Source organism: Methylorubrum sp. GM97, assembly GCF_024347855.1.
GTDB classification, from domain to species: domain Bacteria; phylum Pseudomonadota; class Alphaproteobacteria; order Rhizobiales; family Beijerinckiaceae; genus Methylobacterium; species Methylobacterium extorquens.
Genome location: NZ_AP025942.1, coordinates 5,428,450 through 5,453,477 on the forward strand (window position 1 = coordinate 5,428,450; position 25,028 = coordinate 5,453,477).

The 25,028-nt window shown below is 67.0% G+C and carries 21 protein-coding genes; 11 read left to right on the top strand and 10 right to left on the bottom strand.

The features are described 5' to 3' along the window. Positions 1–24: 24 nt before the first annotated feature. A complete protein-coding gene (locus tag MSPGM_RS25120; protein ID WP_003598243.1) occupies positions 25–1,215 on the bottom strand; it encodes an ABC transporter substrate-binding protein in 1,191 nt (396 codons plus the stop codon). 210 nt (positions 1,216–1,425) lie between these two features. Between MSPGM_RS25120 and MSPGM_RS25125 the strand changes: the two genes are divergently transcribed. Beyond that, positions 1,426–1,836: a nuclear transport factor 2 family protein gene (locus MSPGM_RS25125; protein WP_003598244.1), complete on the top strand. Its 411-nt coding sequence runs from the start codon at positions 1,426–1,428 to the stop codon at positions 1,834–1,836. Between the two features lie 4 nt (positions 1,837–1,840). Here MSPGM_RS25125 and MSPGM_RS25130 read toward each other — a convergent pair whose 3' ends face one another. Next, positions 1,841–2,542, bottom strand: coding sequence for a GntR family transcriptional regulator (locus MSPGM_RS25130; protein ID WP_003598245.1), 702 nt, complete (start codon positions 2,540–2,542; stop codon positions 1,841–1,843). A gap of 432 nt (positions 2,543–2,974) precedes the next feature. Next, complete coding sequence (locus MSPGM_RS25135; protein ID WP_043706842.1) at positions 2,975–3,430, bottom strand: hypothetical protein; 456 nt, start codon at positions 3,428–3,430, stop codon at positions 2,975–2,977. Positions 3,431–4,381: 951 nt separating this feature from the next. Here MSPGM_RS25135 and MSPGM_RS25140 point away from each other — a divergent pair. Then, positions 4,382–4,762, top strand: a complete 381-nt coding sequence (locus MSPGM_RS25140) for a hypothetical protein (RefSeq protein WP_015857667.1) — start codon at positions 4,382–4,384, stop codon at positions 4,760–4,762. Positions 4,763–4,836: 74 nt separating this feature from the next. On the opposite strand, the gene MSPGM_RS25145 is transcribed toward MSPGM_RS25140, so the two are convergent. After that, complete coding sequence (locus tag MSPGM_RS25145; protein ID WP_244426825.1) at positions 4,837–5,808, bottom strand: PAS domain-containing protein; 972 nt, start codon at positions 5,806–5,808, stop codon at positions 4,837–4,839. A 456-nt stretch (positions 5,809–6,264) separates the two neighbouring features. Then, positions 6,265–7,599 (bottom strand): MFS transporter, encoded by a 1,335-nt coding sequence (locus MSPGM_RS25150; RefSeq protein WP_003598249.1) that lies wholly within the window; start codon positions 7,597–7,599, stop codon positions 6,265–6,267. Positions 7,600–7,880: 281 nt separating this feature from the next. On the opposite strand from MSPGM_RS25150, the gene MSPGM_RS25155 reads away from it, so the two are divergent. From MSPGM_RS25155 to MSPGM_RS25165, 3 genes are all read left to right on the top strand, one after another. Next, entirely contained in the window at positions 7,881–8,384 is a 504-nt protein-coding gene (locus MSPGM_RS25155) for a ferritin-like domain-containing protein (protein ID WP_003598253.1), read from the top strand. 177 nt (positions 8,385–8,561) lie between these two features. Next, positions 8,562–10,055, top strand: a complete 1,494-nt coding sequence (locus MSPGM_RS25160; protein WP_015857668.1) for a protein adenylyltransferase SelO — start codon at positions 8,562–8,564, stop codon at positions 10,053–10,055. A gap of 664 nt (positions 10,056–10,719) precedes the next feature. Beyond that, complete coding sequence (locus MSPGM_RS25165; RefSeq protein WP_003598258.1) at positions 10,720–12,495, top strand: acetolactate synthase 3 large subunit; 1,776 nt, start codon at positions 10,720–10,722, stop codon at positions 12,493–12,495. A gap of 60 nt (positions 12,496–12,555) precedes the next feature. Here MSPGM_RS25165 and MSPGM_RS25170 read toward each other — a convergent pair whose 3' ends face one another. Beyond that, positions 12,556–13,467: a methyltransferase domain-containing protein gene (locus MSPGM_RS25170; RefSeq protein WP_003598260.1), complete on the bottom strand. Its 912-nt coding sequence runs from the start codon at positions 13,465–13,467 to the stop codon at positions 12,556–12,558. A gap of 106 nt (positions 13,468–13,573) precedes the next feature. Between MSPGM_RS25170 and ilvN the strand changes: the two genes are divergently transcribed. From ilvN to MSPGM_RS25190, 4 genes are all read left to right on the top strand, one after another. Next, entirely contained in the window at positions 13,574–14,116 is a 543-nt protein-coding gene (gene ilvN, locus MSPGM_RS25175) for an acetolactate synthase small subunit (RefSeq protein WP_003598264.1), read from the top strand. A 62-nt stretch (positions 14,117–14,178) separates the two neighbouring features. After that, complete coding sequence (locus MSPGM_RS25180; protein WP_003598266.1) at positions 14,179–14,823, top strand: glutathione S-transferase family protein; 645 nt, start codon at positions 14,179–14,181, stop codon at positions 14,821–14,823. Positions 14,824–15,046: 223 nt separating this feature from the next. After that, a complete protein-coding gene (locus MSPGM_RS25185; RefSeq protein ID WP_003598268.1) occupies positions 15,047–16,816 on the top strand; it encodes an N-acetylglutaminylglutamine amidotransferase in 1,770 nt (589 codons plus the stop codon). Positions 16,817–16,971: 155 nt separating this feature from the next. Further along, complete coding sequence (locus MSPGM_RS25190) at positions 16,972–17,811, top strand: class II glutamine amidotransferase (protein ID WP_015857669.1); 840 nt, start codon at positions 16,972–16,974, stop codon at positions 17,809–17,811. 141 nt (positions 17,812–17,952) lie between these two features. On the opposite strand, the gene MSPGM_RS25195 is transcribed toward MSPGM_RS25190, so the two are convergent. Continuing rightward, positions 17,953–18,699: a sigma-70 family RNA polymerase sigma factor gene (locus MSPGM_RS25195; RefSeq protein WP_003598272.1), complete on the bottom strand. Its 747-nt coding sequence runs from the start codon at positions 18,697–18,699 to the stop codon at positions 17,953–17,955. A gap of 287 nt (positions 18,700–18,986) precedes the next feature. Between MSPGM_RS25195 and MSPGM_RS25200 the strand changes: the two genes are divergently transcribed. Together MSPGM_RS25200 and MSPGM_RS25205 are read left to right on the top strand one after the other, a co-directional pair. Then, positions 18,987–20,948, top strand: a complete 1,962-nt coding sequence (locus MSPGM_RS25200; protein WP_003598274.1) for a hypothetical protein — start codon at positions 18,987–18,989, stop codon at positions 20,946–20,948. A gap of 154 nt (positions 20,949–21,102) precedes the next feature. After that, on the top strand, positions 21,103–21,369 hold the full coding sequence (locus MSPGM_RS25205) for a hypothetical protein (protein ID WP_003598276.1): 267 nt from the start codon (positions 21,103–21,105) through the stop codon (positions 21,367–21,369). 220 nt (positions 21,370–21,589) lie between these two features. Here the strand turns inward: MSPGM_RS25205 and MSPGM_RS25210 are convergent, their stop codons facing one another. Genes MSPGM_RS25210 through MSPGM_RS25220 form a run of 3 tightly spaced genes read right to left on the bottom strand, consistent with a single transcriptional unit; the run spans position 21,590 to position 24,980 of the window. After that, positions 21,590–22,636 carry a response regulator gene (locus MSPGM_RS25210; RefSeq protein WP_003598277.1) on the bottom strand — a complete coding sequence of 349 codons (1,047 nt, stop codon included), beginning with the start codon at positions 22,634–22,636 and terminating at the stop codon, positions 21,590–21,592. Next, positions 22,633–23,079: a response regulator gene (locus tag MSPGM_RS25215; RefSeq protein WP_003598279.1), complete on the bottom strand. Its 447-nt coding sequence runs from the start codon at positions 23,077–23,079 to the stop codon at positions 22,633–22,635. Before MSPGM_RS25215 ends, MSPGM_RS25210 begins: the two co-directional genes overlap by 4 nt. A 2-nt stretch (positions 23,080–23,081) precedes the next feature. Continuing rightward, positions 23,082–24,980 carry an MHYT domain-containing protein gene (locus MSPGM_RS25220; RefSeq protein ID WP_015857673.1) on the bottom strand — a complete coding sequence of 633 codons (1,899 nt, stop codon included), beginning with the start codon at positions 24,978–24,980 and terminating at the stop codon, positions 23,082–23,084. Positions 24,981–25,028 lie beyond the last annotated feature (48 nt).

Consider the following 25,028-nt stretch of genomic DNA (forward strand, 5'->3'; position numbering starts at 1 on the left):
CGGAAAGGCGGCTCCGGACGCCGTTCACTTGGTCACCGCGACGATCTCGCCGTTCTTGAAGCTTGCGAAGATGTAGTCGTCCGGCTTCAGGGCGTCGTGCTGGCCCGGTGCGAAGGGGGCCTCGTAGGTCTTGATCAGGCCGGCATAGGGCGCGACCTTGTAGAAACCGTCGCGCACCTTCGGCCCCTCGGTGGCGCCCGCCGCCTGGATCGCCAGGGCGATCAGGTGCGTGGCGTCGTAGGCGTTGGCGATGCCGACGGCGGGCGTGACGTCAGCCATGGACTTGATCGCCGGGTACTTCGCCTTCAGCGCGTCGAGTACCGCCTTCGCCTTCGGGCTGTCGTTGCCCGCGAAGGTGAAGGTCTGGACGAAGTGCACCCGCGCCGCACCCGGCCCAGCGAGTTCGTCGAAGCGCCCGCCCGCCGGTCCCCAATGGGAGATCACCGGCACGGTCCAGCCCATCCGATCGAGGGACTTCACCACCTGGGCCGAGGGGCCGACATTGCCGACGAGGAACAGCGCGTCGGCCCCGGCCTCCCGCAGGCGGGAGAGTTGCGGGACCATGTCGATGTCGTTGGCCTCGTACTTTTCGATGCCGGCGCTGGGGAGACCCGCGGCCTTCAGCGCCGAGACCAGCCCCTGCTGGTTCGACTCGCCCCAGGCGTTGTTGACGAGGATCGCGCCGGGTTTCTTGGCGCCGTAGGTCTTGACCGCGTAGGCCACGAGGGCCTCGTCCACGAGCGCATCGACCGCGGAAACCCGGAAGACGTAGTTGTCGACCGCGCCGTTGCGGGTGATGCCGGTGCCGGCCGCCCAAGGGCCGACGAAGGGCACCTTCATCTGGTTGGCGATCGGCACGATTGCCATCGAGACCGGCGTGTCGAGACCGCCGATCAGCGCGACCACGCCGGCCCGCTGGATCAGCTCTCGGGCGGCGAGCACGCCCTTGGACGGGTTGGCCTCGTCGTCGCGGGCGACGAGTTCCAGCGGGCGGCCGAGGACGCCGCCGTTGCGGTTGATCTCTTCGATCGCCAGCCCAATCCCGCGGGAGATCGCCTCGCCGGATTTGGCCGACTGGCCGCTGAGCGCGGTGACGAGACCGATCTTCACCGGCTCTGCGGCCCGGACGGCACCGATGCTCGTAACTCCCGCCAAAAGGGCGCCGAGGACGAAACGCCGTGCGAGGGAGCGGGCGGGCTTGAGGCGTTGGGGCATGGCGATCCGGCTCCGTATGCGGTCGACCAAGGACCGCAACGGGCGTGCCAGATGAAACGTGCTTGTTTCTTCTCGCATTTTCCCGCCCGGGGCCCGCCGCCCGCCAATTGTGCACAAAGTCGCGGCAAAGTGCATACACTTTCTGCATGCACGCGTGCCCCGGCGGCAGCATGTTCAGGGCACCACGGCCGAGACCAAGGAGATTGCGGTATGGATGCGAAGGCAACGGAGAGCGCGCGCGATGCGGCGGCGGTGACGGCCTATCTGGAAGCCTCGATGGTGCCCGATCCCGAGACCGCCGCGCGCTACATGGCGCCCGGCATCGCGATCGTCTTCACCGGCGGCCGGGTGTTCCACCATCCGCGCGAGGTGACGGCGTTCAACGCCGGGCGATACGCCTGGGTGAAGAAGCGGATGGAGCGGCTCGACGTGGTGCCGGGCGAGGGCTTCACCACGGTCTACAGCCTCGGCACCCTCTACGGCGCGTGGCCGGACGGCACCGCCTTCGAGGGCAACCGCTACGTCGACCGCTTCACCGTGCGGGACGGTCTGATCGTCTCGATGGAGGTGTGGAACGACAGCGCCGAGCGCCTGCTCGAACGGCAGGGCGGATCGGCCTGACCCGTCAGCCGTCGATGTAGGGCGCGAGCAGGCGGATGAGGTCGCGCTCGCGCCTGGGCTCCTTCAGGATGCGCGCCCGCTCCGCCACCGCGTCGAGATGGTGATCCATCAGGGTGGTTGCGCGCCCGGCATCGCCCGCGACGAGCGCCGCCACGATCTCCCGGTGCTCGCTCACCGCGCAGTCCGACGAGTGCGGCCGGCTGTAGAGCGACAGGATCAGGGCGCAGCGGTAGCCCAGTTCGGCGACGTAGCGGCGCAGAACCGGACTCCCGGTCATCTCGGCGAGCAGCAGGTGAAACTCGGTGGCGAGCCGGATCGAGGCCGCCTCCGGCCCACCGCTCGCCTGCTCCTCACCGGCGATATGTGCCTCGAGCACGGCCCGCTGCTCGGCGCTCAGACGGCCGGCGAGGCGCTGGACCACGAGGCGCTCCAGGCTGATGCGCACGTCGAAGGTATCGCGCGCCTCCTCCCAACTCGGGCTCGCGACCACGGCGATGCGGTTCCGGCGCAGTTCGACCAAGCCTTCGCCCGCGAGCTGGCCGAGCGCCTGCCGCGCGATGGTCCGGCTGACGCTGAACCGCTCGCCGAGCGCGTCCTCCGGCAACCGGTCTCCCGGGGTCAGGGCCCGCTCCACGATCGCCCGCCGCAAGGATCGGCAGATCGTTCCGACACGGTCGGTCGGGGAGTTCGTCTCACCCTGTCTCATCGCGGACGTGCATCAACCTTTTGACAGAGGGCAAACGTTCTCGACCGCGCGTGTCCGCTTCGAGCCGCCTGAACGCCGGTTCGCAGCAGATGCACAAATGGCGCCGGAGCGCCTCGGCCCCGTTTGCCCAGCTCGATGAACGGGCGCAACGGGTGGATGAGACGGCCCTTGCGGTCGGCCCCTGCCCCTTATGGGCTGCGTCGGTGAATTGAACGCGAAGGTCAGCACCTCCGGGTGCCGCCCAATCGAACTCCGGGTGGAGAGCGCCGTGCATTCACGGTATTCCGCATCAAATAGACTAGAGAAATCCGCCGGAAGAGCTTGTATTTATTCGTTTCGTCCGGAATGAGAAGTTGGTCAGTTTGCGGCAATATCATATTAGATATGCAGATCGACACAAGGCGCGCCCAATACAGTCGCGATCGCGATGCGCTATGATTTTCCGCTACGTGCGTAGGGTCGGGGCGTAAAATCATGGGGGCCGTCGGGGCGGGTCGGCAATGGCTCCTCTCGATGCTTTTCTCCGGTTGCCATCGCTTGAGCGCGTTGCAGCTCGGCTGTCCTTTCATCGATGGCGTCACGGCAGGACGGGAGACCGTGCGTGTCGACCGTCGTGCCGAGCATCAAGTGGTCCTGGTCGATCGACATCCGCCACCCGCGGTCCGATCCGTCCCGTGCGGTCATGGCCGCCACGCACCGGTCGAGGAAATCGAGGCGCCTACCATCGTCTGTGGAAGCCGCTTCGAGGGCCGCGCAGATCAGGTCGGTCTCTTCACGGGTGAGCCAGACCGTCGATGTTCCGAAGCCCTGGCGCTCGGCCTCCGCCATCTCTTTCGAGAGGCGGTCTGCCAGCGCCTTGCGCGATAGCTCGGGAACAGAAGCGGTCATGGGCGGCCTTCCATGCATCCGTTTCGCCTTTTCTCCCCCCGGCAGACAAGATCGGCATTCCGGCCCCGTCACAATCCGATGGATGCGCGTACCGCGCCCGATCGTCCTTGTCCGTAAACGCGTTTGGTACGCCCAGGGTGGCGGATTTCGGTCAATCCGCCGGCCTCCTATTTTTGAATCATCTTGCCCGCACGAGGGCGCGTCCTATCGAGATTGAGCCTGTTCGGGGGCTTGGAACGGTCCCACGCCTCTCCGTAAGTTTGGATTGCCCCTGCCCTTCGGTGAAGTGTCTGCAGCGGAAACCGGCCGGGCGCAGCCCTCGCCTCATCGCTTCTGAAAGACAATCCGGAACGGATCGATCCGGCCGCCAGGCGCCATACAGGGCGGAGCAAGGTCGAAGGCGCGATCATCGCGACGTTCGCCGCGGGCACGATAAGCCCATCGTTCAAAGGCCTGCGGTCTTGGCATTCGCCGCGTGCCATTCATGGCAATTGGGGGTGATCGCCGCCGAAGGCGCTGACGACCCGAGCGTCCGGAACGGCACGCCCGCCCCGCGAGACGCAAAGAATTTTTCGATCCGGCGGTCGCTATCACGCCGAGTTACGGCAACAAAATATACACCCGTGATCGTATTCGCGTGCCCTACCACAGCCAAGGCGTGAGATTGGTGGGCCGACAACGATGAAGATGCCGACCCACCAGCCGCCGGCCTGACAGTATCGGCGCAGCCAAACCATTCAAATGATACTTTCGCGTGTTGTCAAGCTTCGCCGGTGGGCGCTGACCATTTCGTGATCTTGGGCCGATTGCATCTGTTTGGCGGCGCCGCGGTCGTGGTTGCTGTGCGACGCGTGGACCGTCGCGCGCCCTCTGCGTGTGCCCGAAGCCAATTCTTCAAATGCGACCAGTCACGTATACGCCCTCGCAACCGCGGCTACGTAGAACGCAGCCATGGGTTCACTTGCCGCCGAGCTCCGACTCCTGGGTGTGGCCGCCGCTCTCGGCGGCTTGCTGGTGATGATGTTGGCTGGTGAGCCGAACATCGCTTCGGTGGGCTGGGGCCTCGTCGGTCTCATTTTCTTCGGAGCGACCCGGCTCGTCCCGTACCGTAAGCCGGCGCCGGTGATTGCAAAGAAAGCGGTCGCCGTGGAGCCAGCGCACCCGACGGACACGACGCACGGGAGCGAAGCCAGCCTTCCCGTTGCTATGTTGCCGGGCGATGTCCATGCCGCACTCCACCGCAAAGTTCGCCTGATACGCCCAACAAGCCCGATGCTGGCCTCCTCGGTCCTGCCCCGCTCACGGGTTGCGCGGTCGCCGTCGACGACCTGATTGCGCAGGCCGGATCGGCGTCGGGCCGGGGATCGGGGCAGCATTCCGTCTGCGCGCGAGGCGAGCGGGACGGCTCAGACTTTCCCGAGGGCGATCGTCCCATCATCCATGAACGAGAAGACGATCCCATGCGTCCGCAAGGCCCTCATCGCGGCCTGCAACGCGCGCCGGGAGGCACTCACGTCCTCGTCTTCGAGCCGACGGACGGTCGAGAACGAGAGTCCGGCCGCTTCGGCGAGTTGCTGCATCGACCAGTCGAGCAGAGCGCGACCCGCCCGCAAATGGATGCCGCGGACAAGCTGCTCCAGGCTCTCGCGCATGACACCGGGCACGCCCCCGTCGAGATGGAGCGGCGCGATGTAGTTCACCCAACCCTCGTCGGCGCCGCTCGCGTTCCGCATCGGCACCATCACCATGCGATAGGGTACGATCTCGCCGCTTGCCAGAATGAGACGCGGACGCGTGTGGACGACCTGCCGCGTGAGGTAAAGTTCTCGACCGTGGTCGCGCCAACGCGCACGTTCCTCCTTCAGAACGGGCAGTGTCGGTTCCTCGAGCAGGGCCTGTCTCGGCAACCCGACCAGCTCCAGCCACTCGGGGGAAAAGTCGGTGTAGGGGTAGACGGCGGTGACGGAGGTGAACGCCCTGGTCTGCTCGAAGAGGGCTCTCTTGCGCCGACGGTCCGCGGCCTGCGCGCGCGCCAGCATCTCACGGTCGCTCACATCGATCAGCACACCCATGGCCTGAAGCGGGCGCCCGTCCGGCGCCATGACCACCTCGCCGCGGCTCATCACTGTGCGCAGCGTTCCATCCGGGCGAATGATCCGGAAGGTCTGCTGGATCATGTGGCCGGTCTGAAGCAACTCCGACGTCGAGGTGATGCTGTCCCGGTCCTCCGGATGGACGAGGGCGAAGAGCAGGCCGTATTCCGCCCGGGCTGACGTCGGTTCGAGGCCGAGAATGCGAAACAGCCCCGGCGACCAGACGTGCCGATCGGTGGCGAAGGTCCACGACCACGTTCCGGTCAGGCCGAAGCCTTCGACCATGCGAAGGATTTCGTGGGGCATGATCGGGGACACGGCCGCGGGCATATCCCGGTTTCTCTAACGAGCGAATGCGTTCTTGCGACCAGATTGTGCGCTGGCGCTCCACTTGTGACCTCGATAGCAGAGGAGCGCTGAGAGCGAACCCGACATATATTGACGCATTTGCAATGCAGCATTTCCTTCCGGGAGAAGGTGTCAAAGGACTCGCTCCAAGATGCGGCGCGATAACGATCGCCGCATTCTCATCCACCAACCAGTGTCCTGGATACGGGCCATTCTGCTGAGAAGCGGCTGAGGGAAAGCTTGCCGCCCCTGATCCGGCAACGCGCTGACTTCCGTTTTTTCGGTTCGGTCATCGGCAACAGGGTCAGCGCCGCCGGTCCGCCACCCATTGGGGGCTCGACGCCCGTCTGTCAGATCGCCGCGCGGGATCCGTTTGTCGCGGTGCCGGCTGTATTATTGTCGATGTGGCGCCGGTCGAGCGTCCCCCTCGGGGCTGCGGGCCGGTCCAGCATCTGCGCTCGCGCCCGTATCCCGCGCGATGTCCCGGCCGAGGCGGAGAACCGCGAGCCCTGCCAGAACCAGCACGGCGGCAACCGCTGCCAACGCGTCGTCGAAGTGGCCGGTCGCATCGCGGATCCAGCCCATGAGGGCGGGTCCGGCAAATCCGCCGAGGCTTCCGAGCGCGTTGATCAGGGCGATGCCGCCCGCGGCCGCGCTGCCCGTGAGGAGGTGGGTGGGCAGCGTCCAGAAGGTCGGTAGAGCCGCGAAAACGCCGAGCGCCGCCGCGCTGAGCGCGGCGATGGTCAGAAGCGGTGTGCCGGCCCGGCTCGCGGCGAAGAGGGCGAGGCCGGCGGCCACGGTCGGGATCGCGACATGGCGGGTGCGCTCACCCGTGCGGTCGGAATGGCGCGTCCAGACCAGCATGCCCACAGCCGAGACGATGTAGGGAACGGCGGTCACGAATCCCGTTGCCGTCGTCGTGAAGCCGAAGCCGCTCACGATCTGCGGCAACCACAGGCCGACGGCGTAGAGTCCGGTGCTGAGCCCGAAATAGACCAGCCCGAGGCCGAGCACCCGCGGGTCGAGAAGGGCCGCACCCAGATGCGCCGTCCGGTTCGGGCTGAGCCGGCGATCCTCCGCCATCCGCGCCACGAGGCTCGTCCGTTCCTCCGCGGTCAGCCATGAGGCGCGTTCCGGCCGGTCGGTCAGCACGAACAGGGTCGCGATGCCGAGAAGCAGGCTGGGTGCGGCTTCCAGCAGGTAGAGCCACTGCCAGCCCGCGAGCCCGAGCCAGCCTTCGGTGAGGCTCATGACGAGGCCCGAGAGCGGCGCGCCGATCGCTGCCGAGAGCGGCACCGCCATCATGAAGGTGCCGACGATGCCGGCGCGCTGTCGGGCGGGAAACCAGTAGGTGAGATAGAGGATGATGCCGGGGAAGAAGCCGGCTTCGGCGAGCCCGAGTCCGACGCGCACGAGGTAGAACGACCATTCGCCGACGACGAGCGCGGTCGAGGCCGAAACCAGCGACCACGTCACCATGATCCGCGCGATCCAGAGCCGCGCCCCGACCCGCTCGAGGATCAGGTTGCTCGGCACCTCGAAGGCGACGTAGCCGAGAAAGAACAGACCCGCCCCGAACCCGTAGGCCGTCGCCGACAGACCGAGATCCCGGTTCATGGTGAGTGCGGCGAAGCCGACATTCACCCGGTCGAGATAGGCGAAGAAGTAGCACAGCATCAGGAAGGGCAGCAGGCGCCGCGCCACCTTGCTCGTGAGCGCATCCGCCATGCCGTCACCCCGTCCGATCGCCTTGCCGCATGCCGTGCGCGGGGATCTCGTAACGGACTTGCCGAGGGCCGGATAGAAGTGGCTTCAGGCCCCGCCCCGGCGGTGAGCGCAGGGCGAGGCAGAGATGGGAAAATAGAACTATGTTGTCCCAAACGTGAAGCGAAGCCGTTGGCGATGTCGGGCCCTCTGGCTGGCATATCGGAACCGCCGCAGCGCCGTCGGGATTCCCCTGTGATGGGACGTGCTCAGGCATGGGCCCGAGACCATTACAGGAGGACGCCATGGGTCTGTTCACGAAGGACATCAAATCGCTGGACGACCTCTTCGTGCACACGTTGCAGGACGTCTATTACGCCGAGAACCAGATCACCAAAGCTTTGCCGACAATGATCGGGAAGGCGACAAACGCGCAGCTTCGCCAGGGCTTCGAGACGCATCTGCGCGAGACGGAAGGGCAGATCAAACGCCTTGAACAGGTGTTCGAGATGCACGGCCACAAGCCGAAGGCGGTCAACTGCCCTGCCATCGACGGGATCATCAAGGAAGCCAACGAAACCGCTGGCGAGGTCGCCGACAAGGAGGTGCTGGATGCCGCCCTGCTCGCGGCGGCGCAGGCGGTCGAGCATTACGAGATCGCCCGCTACGGCACCCTCGTCGCCTGGGCCAAGCGGCTCGGCCGCGACGATTGCGCGGCGGTGCTCCAGCAGACACTCGACGAGGAGAAGGCGACCGATCAGAAGCTCACGGCTCTGGCCGAGAGCCGGGTGAACCAGAAGGCGGCCTGACCCCGCCGAAAGGATCGCCGCGGTTCCGTCACTGGTCGGATCGGCAACCCGGCGATCATGTCGTTCCGGGTGCAGCGGCCCACGCGCCTTTCCGCGCGGGGGCCTTGCGCTCGGCCCGACCGTTCCCTTTGCTCTGTCCGCGTCTCGCACCGAGCCGCTTTCGCACCGGTACCGCCGATGACCGCCCTCTTTCCGTTCGACAACAGCTACGCGCGCTTGCCCGGCCACTTCTTCGGCCGGGTCGCGCCGACGGCGGTCGAGGCGCCTCGGCTGATTCGGCTGAACCGGGCGCTCGCCGTGGATCTCGGCCTCGATCCCGACCGGCTCGAAAGTCCGGAGGGGGTCGAAGTCCTGGCCGGACGGCGGGTTCCGGAGGGCGCGGAGCCGCTGGCGGCGGCCTATGCCGGGCACCAGTTCGGGCAGTTCGTGCCGCAACTCGGCGACGGGCGTGCGATCCTGCTGGGCGAGGTCGTCGGTCGCGACGGGCGCCGCGACATCCAGCTCAAAGGGTCCGGTCCGACCCCGTTTTCCCGCCGGGGCGACGGTCGCGCCGCCCTCGGTCCGGTGCTGCGCGAGTATCTCGTCAGCGAGGCGATGCACGCCCTTGGCATTCCTACCACCCGCGCGCTCGCGGCGGTGACCACCGGCGAGCGGGTGATCCGCGAGACGGTGCTGCCGGGCGCGGTGCTGACCCGGGTGGCTTCGAGCCATATCCGGGTCGGGTCGTTCCAGTTCTTTGCCGCCCGCGGCGACGTCGAAGGTCTGCGCGCGCTCGCCGACCACGCCATTGCGCGCCACGATCCTGAGGCGGCGCGGGCCGACAATCCCTACCGCGCCCTGCTCGATGGCGTAATCCGCCGGCAGGCGGCGCTGGTCGCGCGTTGGCTCACCGTCGGCTTCATCCACGGCGTGATGAACACCGACAACATGTCGATTGCCGGCGAGACCATCGATTACGGTCCCTGCGCTTTTCTCGACACCTACGACCCGGCGACCGCCTTCAGCTCCATCGACCGCAATGGGCGCTACGCCTACGGCAACCAACCGCGCATCGCCCTCTGGAACCTCACCCGGCTCGCGGAGGCGCTGCTGCCCCTTCTCTCGGAGGACGAGACGCAGGCCGTTGCCGAGGCCGAGGCGGCGCTGACCGGCTTCGCCGGTCAGTTCGAGGCGGCCTATCACGGCGGATTGAACCGCAAGCTCGGTCTCGCCACGACGCGCGACGGCGATCCCGCGCTTGCGGGCGACCTGCTGAAAACCATGGCCGAGAACGAGGCCGACTTCACCCTCACCTTCCGACGCCTCGGCGAGGCTGTGCCGGGACCCGATGGCGAACCGGATCCGGCCGCTGTCGAAGCCGTGCGGAGCCTGTTCATCGACCCGACCGCCTACGATCGCTGGGCCGAAGGCTGGCGCAGGCGGCTCAAGGATGAAGCCGGCGATGCCGCCGCCCGGCGGCAGATGATGAGGGCCGCCAATCCCGCTTTCATCCCACGCAACCACCGCGTCGAGGAGATGATCACGGCCGCGGTCGAACGGCAGGATTTCGCACCGTTCGAGACGTTGTTGACCGTCCTCGCACGCCCCTACGACGACCAGCCGGATTTCGCGCACTATGCCGAGCCTCCAGAAGGCGGCGGGCGTGGATATCGCACCTTCTGCGGAACCTGAGAAAGAATTTTTTCAATCTAGTATGTGGATCGCAAGAAGTATCAAATATAGTTGCCATGTCGGCATCTTTGAATGACTTTGAAAAATACAATCGCGGTGAATTTCTCGATGATGGTGCGCCTCTAATCACCCTCCTCGATCTATCATCGTCTGCGATGTGGTCGAGGGGCTCATCATAGCGCAAACCGTCCGCTCACCCCAGACGGTTCGACTGACGCCCGCTGGCCGGGATGCGCTGCTCGGCCTCCGAGCTGTCGCGGCAATCGGCGTGTCTCCGCGCCGAGGTGACGCACTGCCCGGGAGCAGCACGGGCGGCCTGACACGGTGGAGCGGCACGACGCGTATCGAATACAAGCTTTGTCGCTGCAAATACGGGATATGCGGATTGACGGGAGGGTGCGCATCGCTTACTCCGCGCCCCTCACCTGCAGGATGTCACGTGCAGGGCGCTCGCCGAAACTCGGCGGGTCAGCGGCGAACGGATCGACGATGCGCACGGTTCTTATCGTAGTGGAAGCGCCACAGACGGGGCGGGCTTGATCTCAAGCCTGACAGGCCCGGTCGGTGGCGCATGCAGGGTCCCTCGGGGCCCTTTTTTATTGCGCGAAATCCAGCGGGCCGGCATGCGGATCGGAAGACGAAGAACGGATTGATGGAGGAATCGATGAGCGGCGAGGTCATGACCGGGGCCCAGATGGTCATCCGGGCGTTCCAGGATCAGGGCGTGGATACCCTGTTCGGCTATCCGGGCGGCGCGGTGCTGCCGATCTACGACGCGCTCTTCAACGAGACCAAGATCCAGCACGTGCTGGTGCGCCATGAGCAGGGTGCGGTCCACGCGGCCGAGGGCTATGCCCGTTCGTCCGGCAAGGTCGGCGTCGTCCTCGTCACGTCCGGCCCCGGTGCCACCAACATCGTCACCGGCCTCACCGACGCGATGCTGGACTCGATCCCGCTCGTCGCGGTGACGGGTCAGGTTCCGACGCACCTGATCGGCTCCGACGCGTTCCAGGAATGCGACACGGTCGGCATCACCCGGCACTGCACGAAGCACAACTACCTCGTCAAATCGATCGAGGACCTGCCGCGCATCCTGCACGAGGCGTTCTACGTCGCGAGCCATGGGCGCCCCGGCCCGGTCGTCATCGACCTGCCGAAAGACATCCAGTTCGCGAGCGGCGTCTATTCCCGCCCGGCGCAGGACGGCCACAAGACCTACAACCCGCCGGTGAAGGGCGATTCCGACAAGATCCGCGCAGCGGTCGAGCTGATGGCCGGCGCGCGGCGCCCGGTCTTCTACACCGGCGGCGGCGTCATCAATTCGGGCCCGGAAGCCTCGCGGCTGCTGCGGGAACTGGTCGCCGAGACCGGCTTCCCGGTCACGTCCACGCTGATGGGCCTCGGTGCCTTCCCGGCTTCCGATGACAAGTTCCTCGGAATGCTGGGCATGCACGGCACCTACGAGGCCAACCTCGCGATGCACGACTGCGACGTGATGATCAACATCGGCGCACGCTTCGACGACCGCATCACCGGCCGCCTCGACGCCTTCGCGCCGTTCTCGAAGAAGATCCACGTCGATGTCGACGCCTCCTCGATCAACAAGGTCGTGAAGGTCGATGTCGGCATCCTCGGCGATTGCGCCGCGGTGCTGGAGGAGATGCTCGCCCAGTGGCGTGCGCTGCCGAAGCAGCCCGACAAGGATCGGATGGAGGACTGGTTCAACAAGATCAGCCGCTGGAAGTCGCGCGACTGCCTCGCCTACTGGCCGTCGGGCACGATCATCAAGCCGCAATACGCAGTGCAGCGGCTCTACGAGGCGTGCAAGGATCGCAAGACCTTCGTCACGACCGAGGTCGGCCAGCACCAGATGTGGGCGGCGCAGTACTTCAAGTTCGATGAGCCGAACCGCTGGATGACCTCGGGCGGCCTCGGCACGATGGGCTACGGCCTGCCGGCAGCGATCGGCACCCAGCTCGCCAACCCGGACGGCCTCGTCATCGACATCGCGGGCGAAGCCTCGATCCTGATGAACATGCAGGAGATGTCGACGGCGGTGCAGTACCGGCTGCCGGTCAAGATCTTCATCCTGAACAACGAGTATATGGGCATGGTGCGCCAGTGGCAGGAGCTGCTGCACGGCTCGCGCTACTCGCAGAGCTACTCGGAGAGCCTGCCGGACTTCGTGAAGCTGGCCGAGGCCTACGGCGCCAAGGGCATCCGCTGCGAGAAGCCCGGTGAGCTCGACGCGGCGATCCAGGAGATGCTCGACTACGACGGTCCGGTCATCTTCGACTGCATCGTCGACAAGAAGGAAAACTGCTTCCCGATGATCCCGTCGGGCAAGGCACACAACGAGATGCTGCTGTCCGACTATCTCGGTGAGACCGGGGTTGAGATCGGTGACGTCATCTCAGCCGAGGGCAAGATGCTGGTCTGATCGGACCCGCATCGCGCGAACGCCCGGACCGCCATGCCCAGCGTCGCCCGTTTCGATCGGTCAGGGCCTCCGTCCGCGGAGGCGCCTGACCCATCGGCCCGCTGCCGCGCGGGTTCGCTTCGGCCAACCCGCGGGCGGCGGCAGGGCGTCGTGCCGACGCGGGTCCAACTCGGGCACCGTGGCGGCGCGCTCCGCAGCGGTAAGGTCGCTGCGCTTGCGCAGCAGCACGAAGAACTCGGTCTCGTACGGACGGGTCGGCTCCAGGGCCGCGCATTCGAACGGGAGCAGGTCGAGGGCGAGGAGTTCGGTGAGGGCGCGGGCGAAGCTGTACGGCGTGAACACCGTGCAGTGGACGTCGATGTGCACGCCGCTCGCGATGGCGGTCGCGGTGGCATCGAGAGCCGCCGGCGGGCCGCCGACGATCGGCCTGTTCGGAGCCGGCTTGCCGCGCCACGTGGCGCGCACGTCGATCTCGCTGGCCCTCGCGAAATGTTCGTAGACGGCCTCGGGCGGTGGCGTGCGCAGCCGCAGCAGATGGGCGGCGACGAGCGCGCCGACGCTGCTCGGGGTGCGGAAGTGGTCGAAGGTGAAGCGCTTGTCCGGCACCATCAGGCAGAACACGCCGCCCTCGTTCAGGGCGTCTCCGCATTCCCGCAGCCAACCGATGCAGTCGGGAACGTGCTCGACGACGTGCGAGGCGACGATGTAATCGACCGGACCGCGCGATCCGAGCGCCCGCGGCAGCCCGCCTTCGCCGAGCACGACATCGACGGGAACGATCCCCTCGATGCCGGCGGGGCCGAGGGTCGGGTGGTCGCGGTACTGGTGGCGCAGCCCCTCGGTCGAGAGATGATCGGCATAGAGGACGTTGCCGTCGCTCTTGAGGAGGATCGGGCGTGTGAGGGGCCCAAGCTCGACGCCGGTTCGGCCCTGCGGCCGGACGAGATTCAAAACACGCTGACGCCGATCCATGGCGCGGCCGGTATCATGCCATCGGCAGGCGGGTCCAGCACTCGAATGCCGACCTGAGGTGGCGCAGGTGAGATCGTAAGAAGATCAAGTTGAGGGACGCGACGAAATGAATGCGATGAACACCCACTATCCCGAGCCCACGCGGATCGAGAGCGTCAACCGCCATACCCTCGCGGTGGTCGTGGACAACGAGCCCGGTGCGCTGGCCCGCATCGCCGGCCTGTTCTCCGGCCGCGGCTACAACATCGAGAGCCTGACGGTCTCCGAGACGGAAGAGGCGCGCCACCTCTCGCGCATCACCATCGTCACCACCGGCACCAACGCCGTGATCGACCAGATCAAGGCGCAGCTCGACCGCCTCGTGCCGGTGCACCGCGTCGTCGATTTGACGCTCCAGGGGCAGGCGCTGGAGCGCGAGCTGTGCCTCGTGAAGGTGGCCGGCACCGGCGAGCACCGGAGCGAGGCCCTACGCCTTGCCTCCGCCTTCGGCGCCCGCACCCTCGACGCCACGCTGAACTCCTTCGTGTTCGAGCTGACCGGCTCGACGGAGGAAATCGACCGCTTCATCCGCCTGCTCAGCGTGATCGGCCTCGTGGAGATCTCCCGCACCGGCATCGCCGCGATGGGGCGCGGCGCGGAGCCGCTGTAACTGGGCGTTTCCGCGGACGGCGCTATTCTTCGGGAGGCGTCGTCCGCAGCGATAAGAAGCCCATGACCGCCCGCACCCTCTACTACGCCCCCGGCGCCTGCTCGCTCGCCTCCCACATCGTGCTGGAGGAGATCGGCGCGCCCTACGAGACCATTCGCCTCGACCTCGCCAAGGGCGATCAGCGGGCGCCGGAATATCTCGCGGTCAACGAGCGCGGACGCGTACCGGCCCTCTACGAGGAGGGCTGGGTGCTCACCGAGAACGCCGCGATCCTGCGCCACCTCGCCCGCTCCCATCCGGAGGCCGGCTTGCTGCCGGAGGATCTGCGCGGGCAGGCGGTGGCCGACGAGTGGGTGGCGTGGCTCTCGACCGGGCATCACATCGCCTACGCCCATGTCCGCCGGCCCGAGCGCTACAGCGCCGACGAGGCCGCCTTCCCGGAGATCCGGGCGAAGGGGGCCGACACGTTCGGCGATCTCTGCACCATGACCGAGGTGCGGCTTTCCAACGGCGGCTGGGCGCTCGGCGAGCGCTATAGCGTCGTCGATGCCTATCTCCTGGTGTTCTGGGTCTGGGCCCGCGGCCCGACGATCGGCTTCGATATGCCCGCGCTCTTCCCGGCCTGGACCGCGCATGCGCGCCGCATGGCCGAGCGCCCCGCGGTGCGCGCCGTCTTCGCCCGCGAGGGACTAGCGCTGCCGGCCTGAGCTTTCGGCACGCGGTCCGACGGTGATCCCTTCGTTGGCCGGCTGCCGACGGGGGCATCGCACGTGGCGCGGGAATCGCTTGGCTACGACACCCGAAGCGACCTCACCGTGTGGAATCGAACAAAGGTGAGGGTTTCGCGGGCGGCATGGAACGCGCCGGGCGCGACTCGGTTCTGTCGCTCAGGTTCAATGACCGAGGACGAGACGAGGGCGGCTGGCGGCGATGTGCGGGATCTGCGGAGAGATCAACTTCGGCGGGATAGCCGATCCGAACGCCGTGCGGGCGATGATGGAGGTTCTGCGCCCCCGCGGTCCTGATGCGGGCGGGCTCCATGGCCAGGGCGGCGTCCTGTTCGGCCATTGCCGTCTGAAGATCATCGATCTGTCGGAAGCCGGCCAGCAGCCGATGGTCGATGCCGAGCTCGGGCTTTCGGTCGTCTTCAACGGCTGCATCTACAACTACAAGGACCTGCGCGAGGAGCTCGTCGCCAAGGGCTACCGCTTCTTCTCGACCAGCGACACCGAGGTGGTGCTCAAGGCGTTCCACGCCTGGGGTCGGGACTGCGTGAAGCGCTTCCTCGGCATGTTCGTCTTCGCCGTCCACGAACGCGATACGGGCCGGGTCACGCTCGCCCGCGACCGGCTCGGCATCAAGCCACTCTACTACGCCGAGACCGGCAAGCGCTTCCGCTTCGCTTCCTCGCTGCCGGCCCTGCTCGCAGCGGGCGATGTCGACACCACGATCGATAAGGTGGCGCTCCACCACTACATGAGCTGGCACGCGGGCGTGCCGGCGCCGCTGACGATCCTCAAGGGCGTGCGGAAGGTCCACCCGGCCACGACGCTGACGTTCGAGCCCGATGGCTCGCGACGCGAAGAGACCTACTGGTCGCTTGTGGTCGGTCCGCGCGAGGAGGACCGCCACAGGACCGAGGCGGATTGGCGCGCGGCGGTGCTCGACTCGCTCACCAGGGCGGTCGCGCGCCGTCAGATTGCCGACGTGCCCACCGGCGTGCTGCTGTCGGGCGGTCTCGATTCCTCGGTGATCGTCGCCCTGCTGGCCAAGAGCGGTCAGAGCGGCCTCAAGACCTTTTCGGTTGGCTTCGACGCGGTGAACGGCGTCGAGGGCGACGAGTTCAAGTACTCGGACATCATCGCCGAGCGGTTCGAGACCGACCACGCCAAGCTCATCGTGGACGGCTCGCGCACGCTGGAGGCCCTGCCGGCGGCGATCCATGCCATGGCCGAGCCGCAGATGAGCCACGACGCGGTGGCCTTCCTTCTGCTGTCGCAGGAAGTCGCCAAACACGTGAAGGTGATCCAGAGCGGTCAGGGCGCCGACGAGGTGTTCGGCGGCTACCATTGGTATCCGAAGCTGATGGGATCGACCGACCCAACGACGGATTACGCGAACGCCTATTTCGATCGCGACCACGCGGAGATGCGCGAAGCGCTCACACCCGATTTCGTGGACGAGGACTACAGCCGCGACTTCATCGCCCGCTTCTTTGCCGACTCGCAGAGCGCGAGCGCCATCGACAAGACCCTCGACCTCGATCAGCGGATCATGCTCGTGGACGATCCGGTCAAGCGGGTCGACAACATGACCATGGCCTGGGGGCTTGAGGCGCGCGTCCCGTTCCTCGATCACGAACTGGTCGAGCTCGCCGCCCGCATCCCCGCCGAACTGAAGGTGCGCGACGGCGGCAAGTACATCCTCAAGGAGGCCGCCCGCGCGGTGGTGCCGGCCGAGGTGATCGACCGGCCGAAGGGCTATTTTCCGGTCCCGGCCCTGAAGCACATCCGCGGGCCGTTCATGGAGTTCGTGCGCGACGTTCTCGACCGTCCGGCCGCCCGCGAGCGCGGTATCTTCAACCGGACGTACGTCGATCGCCTGCTCGCCGATCCCGACGGAACGCTGACGCCGAAGGGCAATTCCAAGCTCTGGCAGGTCGCGCTGCTCGAAGCGTGGCTGCAATCGCACGGCATCTGATCCGCCACTCCTGCGTTGCCCGCATGAACCGCCGCGCCGAAATTCGCCGGAGCGGGCGGCATCGCTCACAGTGACATTGATCGTCCGCGATCTTGGATTCTCCACGATCTTGGCCGATGCGCACTGCGCTGGAACGCTGCGGGAGACCCCAAACGATGTGTCGCTGGATCGCTTATCGAGGCCGCACGATCCCGCTCGAGCATTACGTGACCGAGCCGGCGCATTCGCTGGTCTCGCAGAGCATCAAGGCGCTCGAATCGACTGCGAGCACCAATGGCGACGGTTTCGGCCTCGGCTGGTACGGCGACCACCCCGAACCCGGCCGCTTCCGCGAGGTGCAGCCGGCATGGTCCGACGAGAACCTGCGCTACATCTGCCGCCACCTGCACTCGCACCTGTTCTTCGCTCATGTGCGGGCGGCGACCGGCACGCCGATCACCCGGCCGAACTGCCACCCCTTCGCCTGCGGGCCGTGGCTGTTCATGCATAACGGCTATATCGGCGACTGGGCGCGGCTGCGCCGACCGATCGAGGCGCTGATTCCCGACGAACTCTATCCCTCGCGCAACGGCACGACCGATTCCGAGGCGCTGTTCCTGGCGATTCTCGGCCAGGGTTTGATGGCCTCGGAGGTGAAGCGCGACCCGATCACCGCCACGACGCGGGCGCTCGCGGCGGTGACGGAATTGGTCGGCGGCATCGAGGGCGGGCACCCGTTCCGCTTCACCGCGGCGCTCGCCGATGGACGCGACCTCTACGCCTTCCGCTACGCCGCCAACGATGCGGCCAACAGCATGTATTACCGCCAGTCGGCGGATGGCGTGGTGGTGGTCTCGGAGCCCTTGGACAAGGAGCACGCAACCTGGACCCCGGTGCCGGACAACAGCGTCGTGATCGCCCGCAAGGACGCGCTGGTCGAGGTCGTATCGCTGAAGGAGTTCGGCCTCGCCCGGACGTCCCGCCTGCCGCTACTGCAGATGCAGATGAGCGCGTGACCGGGCACGGCGCCGAGCCGCGCTCGGCGCCTTCGACCCTGAGGGGCTATAACCAACCTGATTGCCTCAGGTCGGCGCCCCTCGGTCGTTGTATTGACGCGCATTTCTGACGAAGCGGTGGCCGCTTCGTCGGGCCGCGCTTTAGGCCATCCAGGTCGAGCCGCTGACGGCGGAGAGCGTCATGCTGTCGGAGCCGACATCGGCGGCGCTGTAGCCGAGGATCTGCGCGAGCTGCTCCCGGGCACGCCAGACCCGGCTCTTCACCGTGCCGATGCGGCAATTCATGACGGTGGCCGCCTCCTCGTAGCTGAGGTTCTCGATCGCCACGAGGATCAACGCCTGCCGCATCGGGAGGGGAAGCTTGGCGAGCGCGGTCTGCGCATCCATCAGATCGACATGGCCCGACTGCTCGGGTGCCGCGGCGAGGCGCTCGGCGTAATCGCCATCGCTGTCGGCGACCTCGCGCACCTCCTTGCGGTGGCGCGAGTAGAAGGCGTTGCGCATGATCGTGAACAGCCACGCGCCGAGATTGGTGCCGACGGTGAAGCGCGCGCGGCTGCGCCACGCCCGCAGGAACGTATCCTGCACGAGGTCGTCGGCGGCCGACGGGTTCTTCGTCAGCGACATGGCGAAGTTGTAGAGGCGCGGCGTCATCTCGATGATGGCGGACCGGAACGATTCCTCGTCCTTCCCTTCCTGGGCGACCAGGACGGTCTCCAGCCTGGCCAGCAAGGCGTCGAAGCGACCGGCTTCGACACCCGGATTTCCCGGCATCTGCGCATAGGCATCGGCGAGAAGCGCTCCGAGGCGTTGCTGGACAGCAGCAGGGAGCGTCGGCACCTCGTCATCGGGGTGCAAGGCGAGGTCGTCGAGGGTCGTCTTTGGCATCAGGTCCTGTGGCTGGTCACGGACGCGCGCGTGGGTTCGTGCCCCAACGCCGGACTTGTCTCGCGATTTGCCGTCCCCTGCGCCAACATAGATTATCAGGGCTCGAAAGAGCGTATCGGCGTACAGACGAATAGGCAGGCGGTCCAAATCCAACGGCGCTCGCGGTCGAACCCTTGTGAAAGCCAGCCTCACGTTCTTTTTTTCCAGTCGCGTCGAACGAGCGGCGGCGATCACGGTTGAAACTGCGCAGTTTCGCGACCGTGTCGTGAGGGGGATCGTGCATCGTAATGGGTCGGCCACTTCGGGTAATTGTGATTTCCGCGGCCGCCATCGGCACCGTTCTCGTCGCCGGCTCCCTGGCCCGCTTCAGTTACGCGCCGATGCCGGAGGCAGGCGACCTTCTCAATCCCGACCGCTCCCCGATCGAGACCGCCTTCGACGTCCTCGGTCGCCGCATCGCACGGGACGAGGCGGAGCGGCTGAAAGCCACACCGGAGGGACGCACTGCCCTGTCGCCGGAGAGCGGCGCCGTGGCGATCGACGACGCGCTGGTGAGACGGGGTCGCGAGGCGTTCTATCGCGAGACGTTCGGCAACGAGGTGTTTCTCTCCGACGTGATGGGCATGCTGGACGGGGGGCTGACGCCCTTTGAGGTGGCGCGCGCCATCCTCATGCTCGGCGGCGCCGGTACCACCAACCTGAAGGTCCGCATGGCCCGCGACGTCACCGTGGGCGATCGGGTCTGGAAGACGGGCGAACTCGTCCCGACCGGCCTCGACGTGCCGCGCGGCTCCCCCTTCATCCTCGGCATCCGTACCTTCTACGACCGCGGACATCTGCGCATGGGCATCACCTGCGCGCTCTGTCACACGGCGGTCGATCCGCAATCGGGCAAGGTGGTGGAGGGCGCGCCCAACACCGATCTCAATGCCGGTCTGCTGATGGCGCTCGCCAGCAACGCGACCGCCTACTTCATGCATGGCAGCGCCGACCCGTCCGCCCATCCGGGTGATCCGGCCCGCAGCGTCACAACCGAGGACGGTGCGAAGAGCGCCCTCCCCGATCCCGCCCGGTTCGAGGCCGCGGCCAAGGTAGAGGTCGCGAGCTGGCCCGCCGGCAGCTTTGATTCTTCCGCCGACCGCGAGACCAATCCGACCTCGATCCCGTCGAGTTTCTCGGCCTACGGCGAGCCCTATAGCTGGAGCGGGCGTGCCGGGATCGGACCATTCAAAGGGCTGTCGGCGCTGAACAACAACGTCCACGCGGCCAATTCCGACACAACCCAGCAAACGAAAGCTGCCAAGACGCTGTTCGGGCTGGATCCGCAGGTCTATCTCGGCACGGTTCTGCAGGGCGCGGCGGTCGCATCCCTGCGCTACGATCCGGCATCGGGTAAGCGCCCGACGGATGTACTGGAGGCGGCTGACCCGACGCCGGGGACGCCAGGCCTCAACAGCTACGCCGTGCTGCCGTCGTTCCCCGCCACCAACTACATGACCGATAACGGCCTGCTGGCCTCGGTCCCCGGGGAGCTGGCCAACTACGCCAACAATGCGATGTCGGCTTTCCAGAACCTGTTGCGCGCGCCCGAGCCTTCCCTCGATGCCGAGCGGGTGAATAGCGGCCGGGCGGTGTTCGAGCGCGCTGGCTGCGCCGGTTGCCATTCCGGGCCTGCGCTCACCAACCATCGGGTTATCCCTGTGGACGAGATCGGCACGCAGCCGAGCCGCGCGCACTCGACCGTCCGGATGGAAGCGCGCCTCGCCCCGCCGGCGATCTTTGCCACCGACACGCCCTTCCCACTTCCCCCCAATCCCAAGCTCGTGCCGATCCCCCTGGAGGGCGACGCGCTCAAGCAGGTGCAGCTTGCCTGGGCCCATGCCGGCACCGGGGGCGGCTACAAGGTGCCGAACCTCGTCGGTCTGGCCTGGAGCGCGCCCTATCTCCACGATTCCGGCGTCGCAGTCGGTGCCGACGCCGACGCACAACTCGGTGTTCCGGGCACGCTCGATGCTGGCATCCCGCCCGATCCGGCCAACAGCTTGCGGGCGCTGGTCGATCGCAACTTCCGCGCAAAGGTCGTTTCGGCGAACAAGGCCTCACCGAAGGCACGCACCGCGCGCGTCACGGGCGAGGGGCACGCCTACTGGGCCGATACCGAGGCCGGAGTTTCAGGCGAGGAGCAGGCGGATCTCGTCGCCTATCTTTTGTCGGTCAACCGGTTGACCGAACCTGTGCCGGTGCCATGATCACCACCTTACTTCCGTTCATTCAGTCGCTGCGACGCATCGCCCGGATTGCGTTTGGCGGTGATCCGACGCGGCTGCGGCTGGTTAACCTCGATCGATCCGGAAACCGTGGCTCTCCCACGGCGTGAGCCACCCCAGCGAATGAGCCCGAACCATGAGCGTTTTGGACGTGCTCCCGCTCCTGGCCTTCCTGGCACCGATGCCGCCGATCCGGCCGGAGCCACCATCGCCTCCGCGGATGCCGGATTGGTTTCCCGCCTTCATCATGGGCATGACCGTATTCATCATGGTCGCGCCGATGGTCGCCATCTGGGGCTTCCATCGCTCCGAGCGTTCGTTCCGCTCGACCTGCGAGGCGGCGGGCGGGCAGGTCGTACACGCCTCGCCGGCCGACGACGCGGTTCGCTGCCGCCGATTCTGAACGGCCGGGTTTCCCTGAAGCCGGACTCTTCGTTTCGGATCGCGAAACCTCACAAAAAAGCCCGCGCCGGCCGAGCCGGGCGGGTCGAAGTCTCGGAGAAACAGGCAGGAGACCTGTTGAGCGGGTAACCGGCTTCGTCGGGCGGGGTTCATCCATTGAATCGAGAAAGTGCCCTGCAACCTTGCGCTACAGGCGCCGCTTCCAGGGCCATCACTCCGGGTCAGGCTTGGAACGACAAGACGGCGCGGGTTCCGCTTGAGCCGGGAACGTAGGTCAGCACCGAGCGCAGGTTGGAGGCCATGGCCCGGATGATGCGCGAACCGAGGCCGGTGCCCTTGGCCTCCCCCTCCCCTGTCCAGCCGATCCCGTCATCCTCTACGGCGAGCGAGAGCGTGTCGGGGCTCTCGCGCATCACCTGAACGCGGATCTCGCCCTGTGTCTCGGCGGGATAGGCATACTTGTAGGCGTTGGTGACGAGTTCGGTCACCACGACGCCGAGCGAGACCGCCTTGTCGGTGGCCAGCCGGATCGGCTCCGCGCGCAGGCGGATGGCATGGTCGCGCCCCGACGCCTTCATCGCGAGCTGCAGCTCCTCGACGAGCCCGGTCAGGTAGGCATCGAGCTCCACGGCCTCGACATCCTCCGACGTGTAGAGCCGGCGGTGGATGCCGGCGATGGCCGAGATGCGGGCCTGCATCTCTTCCAGCGCGTCCTTGGCCGCCGGGTCCGTCACCGCGTTGGTCTGCATCCGGGCGAGCGCTGCGACCAGGGTGAGGGAGTTCGCGACGCGGTGGTTCACCTCGCGCAGCAGCAGCTCCGCCCGGTCGCGCGCCTCGCGGACGGCGGCTTCCGCCCGTTCCTTGTCGCGCCGCAGCGCCTCCTGACGCAGGGCGGTATCGACCGCCTCGCCGAGCAATTCCCGGAACTGGCCCTGCACGTCCTTCCAGACGTAATCGACCGCCCCCGCTTTGAGGGCCGCGACCGCCACACGGCTATCCTCGGAGCCGGTCACGTAGATCACCGGCGGCGCGTCCGGCAGGGCCCGGAGCAGCGGCAGCAATTCGAGCCCGGTCCGGTCCGGCATGTGATGGTCGAGGGCGATGAGGTCGATCTCGCCGGCCTGCGCCCGCGCCAGCCCGTCCGTGCCGCTCGATGCCAGTTCGACATGGTGCCCCCGGGCCTGGAGCGAGCGCTGAACGAGGCGCCCGAGGCCGGGATCGTCGTCGATGTAGAGGATGCGGCAGGAGGCGGGGGGCGCGTCGCTCATGAGTTCTCGGGAACCTGAATGACCGAGAAGAACAGCCCGAGCTGACGGATGGCGTTGGAGAAGCCCTCGTAGTTCACGGGTTTGGTGATGTAGACGTTCGCCCCGAGATCGTAGCAGCGCTGGATCTCGCGGCTGTCGTCGGTGGTCGTGAGGACGACGACCGGCGAACGCTTGGTGTGCGGATTGGCCTTGATCTGCTCCAGGATGTCGATGCCGGTCATGTCGGGCAAGTTGAGATCGAGCAGGATCAGGAGGTGGCGCCGCCCGCTCACCTCGCCGGTGCCGTCGGCCCCGAACAGGAATTCGAGGGCCGAGGTCCCGTCGCGAAACGGCAGAATCTCGTTGTTGACCCCCGCGCGCCGGATGTTGCGCTCGATCAGCCGGGCGTGACCCTCGTCATCCTCGATCATCACGATGCTGACGGTATGAAAAGGGGGCTGCATCGCTACTCCGCGGCCAGGGTCATCGTATCGGGAGGATCGATTGTCGCGGCCCCGCCTCGGCCTGTAACCGGCTCGCGCGGCAGCGTCACGATAAAGGTTGTGCCGACACCGGGTTGTGACGAAACCTCGATCCGGCCGCCGAGCGCGCGCACCAATGCTTTCACGCTGGCGAGCCCGATCCCCTCCCCCGGCTGATCCTGCGTGCCGGACCGCCGGAACAGCTCGAAGATGCGGCCATGATCCTGCGGTGCGATACCTCGCCCGGTATCGGAGACGTCAAAACGGATCCGGTTGCCGGGTGCAGGCCGGGCCGTGACCTCGATCGTTCCGGGACGGGCCGGATCGAGATATTTGAGAGCGTTGTCGATCAGGTTGCCGAAGACCTGCTCCACGGCGAGCCGGTCGGCGACGATCGAGGGAAGATCGTCGGCCACCGTCACCGTCACACCCTTGCGCCCGGCCTGATGACGCTGCGCGTCGGCGATGCCGCGGATGACGGGCGTCATCGCGAGCGGCTCCGGGCTGAACCGGCGCCGCCCCTCTCGTGAGAGCTTCAGGATGGCTGCGATCAAGCGCTCCATCTTGACGATCGCCGCCTGGATGAAGCTCAGCGCCTCGGTGATGTCCTCATCGATCCGCGCCCCCTGCGGATGGTCGCGCAGCACCATCAGCAATTCCTGGCGGACCGCCTCCAACTCGCTCGTGAAACCCATGACGTTGACGAGCGGCGCGCGCAGGTCGTGGCTGACGATGTAGGCGTAGCGCTGGATCTCCTCGTTCGACTCCCGCAATTCGGCTTCGGCCTCGCGCTGCTCCGTGATGTCGGTATGGACGCCGACCCATTCGCGGATGGCGCCGTGCGGGTCGAGCACGGGGATCGCGCGGATCGAGAAATGTCGCCACAGGCCGTCCCGGGCGCGCACCCGATGCTCGTGCAGGAAGGTGCTGCGGGCGGCGACGGTCGCATTCCAAGCCTCGACGCTCGCATGCCGGTCCTCTAGATGCACGGCGTCGGCCCAGCCGAAGCCTTCGTACTCGGCGCGAGTTTGTCCCGTGAGGGCGGTCCAGCCGGGCTGTTCGCCTGTCATCCGCCCCTGCGGGTCGTTGGTCCACAACACGCCGCGCACGGCCTGCACGGCGGCCCGGAAACGCTCCTCGCTCGCCCGCAGCTCGCCCTGGATCCGCTGCTGATCGAAAGCGGAGGCGAGCATCGCGAGGAACAGGATCACGAAGGTCACCCCGGCGACGTAGAGGGCGAGATTCTGCTGATCCACGCTCGTCGCGGCGAGATGGGCGGAATGGCCGCCGGCCTCCTCGGCGGTGATCGTCGCGGCCGCCATGCCGGTATAGTGCATCCCGGCCACGGCCACGCCCATGATCAGGGCGGCGGCGAAGCGCTGCCAGACGCTCGTCGGCCGAAAGGTCAGCCACAGGGCGATGGTCGCCGCGGTGATGGCGATCCCGACCGAGAGCGCGACGACCGGCACGCTGTAAGCGAGATGGCCGGGCATCCGCATCGCGGCCATCCCGGTATAGTGCATCGCCGCCACGCCGATCCCCATCACGGGACCCGCGACGAGGACGTCCCAACGACCGGCCCGCCGACGGCCGACCCAGGCCAAGGCCGCGCCGGTCGTCCCAATGGCGATGAGCAGGGACAGGAGGGTGTGGCCGAGGTCGTAGGCGGCGGGCAGGCCCATCTCGAAGGCAAGCATCCCAACGAAGTGCATCGACCAGATGCCGCCCCCCATCGCCAGGGCGGCACCCAGAAGCCAAGCCCAGCCGAGTCCGGATGCGGCGGCCCGCACGCGGCCGCCGAGATCAAGCGCCGTGTAGGAGGCGAGCACGGCGATGGCGAGGGACAGCGCCACGAGAGCCGGATTGTAGCCGGTAGAAACCATCGTCGTGCCGAATCTCGTAGGCTGTCGATAGGTGCTTGCGCCACGAGC